5 protein-coding genes are annotated in these 4,486 nt (G+C 52.3%); all 5 read left to right on the forward strand.

Going from position 1 to position 4,486, the window contains the following annotated elements; all coding sequences use genetic code 11:
* A partial coding sequence (locus ABJQ89_RS20215; RefSeq protein WP_348497954.1) for an FkbM family methyltransferase occupies positions 1–694 on the forward strand: 694 nt, incomplete at its 5' end.
* A gap of 18 nt (positions 695–712) precedes the next feature.
* Positions 713–1,687 (forward strand): glycosyltransferase, encoded by a 975-nt coding sequence (locus tag ABJQ89_RS20220; protein WP_348497955.1) that lies wholly within the window; start codon positions 713–715, stop codon positions 1,685–1,687.
* Positions 1,684–2,940, forward strand: coding sequence for a glycosyltransferase family 4 protein (locus tag ABJQ89_RS20225; protein ID WP_348497956.1), 1,257 nt, complete (start codon positions 1,684–1,686; stop codon positions 2,938–2,940). Before ABJQ89_RS20220 ends, ABJQ89_RS20225 begins: the two co-directional genes overlap by 4 nt.
* Complete coding sequence (locus ABJQ89_RS20230; RefSeq protein WP_348497957.1) at positions 2,937–4,223, forward strand: hypothetical protein; 1,287 nt, start codon at positions 2,937–2,939, stop codon at positions 4,221–4,223. Before ABJQ89_RS20225 ends, ABJQ89_RS20230 begins: the two co-directional genes overlap by 4 nt.
* A partial coding sequence (locus tag ABJQ89_RS20235; protein ID WP_348497958.1) for a hypothetical protein occupies positions 4,220–4,486 on the forward strand: 267 nt, incomplete at its 3' end. The genes ABJQ89_RS20230 and ABJQ89_RS20235, both read left to right, overlap by 4 nt.

Raw genomic sequence — 4,486 nt, forward strand, 5'->3', positions numbered from 1 at the left:
TAGCTTGCGATTTGCAATTGATAAACTGAGAGGAAAAGACAGGCAGCATCGTCTTTCTTTTGGCGCGATCAATCTTAAAATCCGTTCCCAATCGCCAGATCTGACGGTTGTTCGGGCTTGTTTGCTTGGCGAATTTGAAGCCGCTATGGATCATACGGATCGAAACGCGCGCTTCATCGTGGATGCGGGGGGGTACATAGGTCTGGCGTCCATCTTGTTCGCGCGCCGATTTCCAAAGGCGCAGATTGTTTGCCTCGAACCTTCTTCAGAAAACTATGCTCTGGCGCGTGAAAACTGTGCGCCTTATCCGAACATTACCGTGTTGAACAAAGCGCTGGGACCTCAAAGTGGGCATGCCACATTGCGAGATCGCGGTACGGGGCAATGGGGTTTCACGATCACGCCCGCCTCTGACCAAGGACAGAGCGACATAGAAGCTGTAGCGGTTATCTCGTTGCCCGATTTGATGACGCAATTCAACGCATCTGACGTTGATTTGCTTAAGCTGGATATCGAAGGCGCGGAATACGAGCTGTTTGAGGCGTCTGAGGAATGGATCGCAAATTGTGATGTGATGATTGTGGAGTTGCATGAGAAGATTCGAACAGGGGTCGAGGCGCTCTATAAAAGTGCGGTGCAGGGGCGCCGAACTATCAGCCGCGACGCTGAAAAAGAACTGTCTGTTCGAAGCTAAATAAAGAAGGACGTGAACATGCCAATCCATTTCGTAGTCCCGCCTTCTTTTGCTGAGCAGGTTGCCGTTTTGTCGGATCAATCGCTTGAGCGCGATTATCCTTATTGGCTTGGTGGGCGTTTCAATTGGGTTGCGCAAACATGGTTGGTGCTAAGACAATATCGTGAAGGGTTGACCATCGGCACTGCCCCGCAACCCGGCGAGATCAATTTTGCACACGTCATGGGTTGGCGTGGTAGCGGCACGCGTGTCGGTGAATTTAGGGTCAGTTTTCGCGCTGACTATCCGCGGATGTTCGACGTAGATTTCGAAATTTTGCAAAACCCTGCGGTCAGTGTTTCGGCCCAACAAGCTTATTTGCCTTATTGGCCTGTACCTGGCCTTATTCCACGCGATTCTGCGCGCAAAGGTTTGAAAACGCTAGCTTATGCTGGACGTTTGGGACCGCGCAATCTGGTGAATGGTTTGCGTGATCCAAACGTGCCAGTCGATGGGGTTGAGTTTCGTGTAATTGAGCCACATCTTTGGCACGACTTGTCTGGCATTGATGCACTCGTCGCGATCCGCAGTTTTGATAAGTCTGAACACAACACCAAACCACCGAGCAAACTCTTTTCCGCTTGGCGGGCAGGTGTGCCGCTAATTGCCGGCTGGGACAGCGCATTTTCGACAGTCGGGGACGCAGGGGTTGATTACATTCGGGTTCAAAACACGGATGAGTTTTATCAAGCTCTTACGCGCTTGCAAAATGAAGCTGGCTACTACGAACGCATCGTTGAGGCAGGACGCGCGCGCGTGTCAGAGGTCAGCCACGAAGCGATCGCTGCCACTTGGCTTGAATGCATAGACGAACGCATTATGCCAGCTTTTGATGAGTGGCACGCAAATGGGACGCCGCTTTTGGGGGGCTTGCTTGCGCGGTCAGCAGATAGCGCGCGTGAAACGATGTCGCGAGCCAAGCAATATATGCGCTCGTCTAAGGGGGCCGCGTGACGAACCCACAATCAGTTTTGGCGATTCAGCTTGGCGCGCGTAGACAATACGCTGTGCCCGCGGCATTTGCACAAACAGGCCAATTAGATGGGCTCTATACGGACCTTTGTGCCGGGCGCGGGCTGGGCCGGTTCGCGCCGATGCTTTCAGCAATACCCCCAGTCGCGCGACGCCTCAGTTTAAGTAGACGGGTTCCAGCACCCGAGGTTTTGAACAAAACGCATGTGTTCCCAAGCTGGTTTTGGGAGATGCGCGCTGCATTGCGTCACGGGGCCGACCCAGTCGAGCGGATAAAACTGATCCGTCGTGCCCATGACCGCGCGTCGGAACGCATGTTGAAGAGAGGCTTTGGCAACGCAACTCACGTTCTAACAATGTTCGGAGAAGCAACGGCTTTTCAGCGCGCTGCAAAACTGCGCGGGCTTACAACCGTGATGGACATGAACATAGCGCCAAGCACCGAAGCGATTGTAAATGACGAGCAAAACCGGAACCCTGATTGGGAAGCGCCAAAAATTTACTATGGACAAGATCATGGTGCATCCTACGCCCGTGGCCTCGCGCCGATCATGGACGATGTCTTGGCCGCGACGGATATTTTTCTGTGCCCCTCGTCATTTGTGCGCGACGACTTGATGAACACTTTTGGCGTTGAGGCTCACCGCACGCGGTTGGTGCCCTACGCTGTGAACCCAAAATGGCAAATGTTTGAGACCGCGCCGCAGAGGGGCCGCATCCTTTTTGTTGGAGGAGCAGAGCTGCGGAAAGGCATTCACGTATATGCCAAAGCTGCGCAAATTTTGCGTGAAGGCGGGCTGGACGCTAATTTTTGTGTCGCTGGCGATGCGCGGCCAGAGTTGTGCGCCCGTCAGGAATGTGATGCGCTGAGCTTTTTAGGACGCTTGAATGCGACGCAGTTGGAAGAAGCTTACAAAAGTGCAGATGTCGTGGTTTTGCCTTCCCTGGCTGAAGGGTCCGCAGGCGTTACCTATGAAGCACTTGGGTGCGGTTTGCCAGTTGTCACGACTTATGAGGCGGGCTCAGTCGTGAGAGACAAGATCGATGGGCTGATTGTGCCGTCACGCGATGCGCATGCTCTTGCGGATGCGATTGCCACGTTGGTGCGAGATCGAAACTTGCGCGACACAATGGCGAGCAATGCACGGCGACGCGCGTCTGAATTCGGCTGGGAAGAGTTTGGAAATTCAATAAGGAGCGCCGTTTTTGGGGAGGGAGCATTGAGCAAGCCATGATCCTACTCATTCTTCTTTGCACAGCTGTGATTATATTTGGGACTCGCCGACAAGCGGGGTACTTAAAACTACCTGTCTTGGTCGCGGTACTTTATCTGCTTTGGTTCTTGCCTCAGATCGCAAGTTTATCGAACGATATTTCTGTCCCGGGTTCGGGTTACAATCGCTTGATTTTGATGATGAGCGTTTGCCTGGTCGCCCTGTGGTTAGGGTGGCATCAAAAGGCGCGCGCCGTCCCAATGCCGCCGCCCATTGACTTCAATAAAATGGTTTTGCCGACCCTCGCTTTGACGATAGCCAGCGTAGGGATCAATTTACTGCTCGCGCGGTATCGCGCGGAATGGTCAGGCGGCCAACAATGGAGTGGTCCGATTACGATTGTGGCGTTCTTCGCCCAAATTCGTGAAGTCGCGCTTGTCGTTTCACTCCTACTGTTCTTACAGCTTCGTGATCGCCGCAGCTTTGTTCTGCTTGCTGCAAACCTTGCCATCACATTACCAATTGCGATGGTTTTCTTGCGCCGCTCAGAGATGATCGGGTTAATTGCGGCGCTTATCTGCGCCTATTGGTTTGCGCGTCGCAAGACCATCAGCCCGCCAATTCTGGCCGTCTTCGGTGTCGGTTTGGTCATAGTCGTCTATGTCATTGGTCCCCTAAGAGGGGTATCCTTGTATATCGAGCAAACCACCGGTGAACGCCCGCTTTTGATCGACCCTGTGTTGTGGAGCAATATCGATATTGAGGCGACGATTGCGCGAAATTTGGAAAAAGCGCACGACGTTCGAAACGCGCTTTATGTCATTGACTATACCGCTGAACATTGGAGCTACAATTTTGGCTTATCGCTTTGGAACGGATTTGTACGCCTCTATATCCCAGGACAAATTCTAGGCGCTGATTTTAAGCAATCGCTTTTCTTTGAACAGGCCAGGAATGTCTTTGAAGATATCCATCTGGTCTATAGCTTTGACTTCGCAGTTGGTACAACATCGACAGGATTTGGGTCGGCCTTCAGTGATTTTGGCTATATGGGCGCGATCTACTTTTTCGTGATGGGATATGTTCTTAAAATTATGTTTGTTCGCGGGCAGGCTGGTTTTATCTGGGCGCAGGTTGCCTACATGTGCTTTTTGCCAAAAGTATTGGTTTCTTTCACCCACGGTCACGACAAGTTTTTTGTTTCTATTCCATTCCTTTTGGTGGTGATTTTGTCGCTTAGGGCAATCTCCAAATATCATTTCCGTCTTGGAGCGCCGCGCGTGCAACGGAGATCTAATTTATGAACCGCTCTCCTTTGAAATCTGCAGTGCGCATTGTGCATGCGCTGCTACAACGTTCAGCGCTAATGCTGCGGTGGCTGTGGTATCAGGTGACCGTTTTTGTCTGGGATAAGCCTGTTCCGCTTAGCACGAGATTCTACGGGCGTTTGCGTGTGGCTTATGTACCGTCGCATGTGTCTGTTGGGCAGTCCTGTGGCTTTGGTCACAATGTATTTCTGAGCGCTGGGCGCGAGGCACGCATTACGCTGGGCGATATGGTAACGCTG

The organism is Planktotalea sp. (genome assembly GCF_039984035.1).
Lineage (GTDB): Bacteria > Pseudomonadota > Alphaproteobacteria > Rhodobacterales > Rhodobacteraceae > Planktotalea.

Coding starts and splice junctions, on each gene's coding strand:
- ABJQ89_RS20230 (WP_348497957.1), top strand. CDS start 2,937: ATGATCCTACTCATTCTTCTTTGCACAGCTGTGATTATATTTGGGACT.
- ABJQ89_RS20220 (WP_348497955.1), top strand. CDS start 713: ATGCCAATCCATTTCGTAGTCCCGCCTTCTTTTGCTGAGCAGGTTGCC.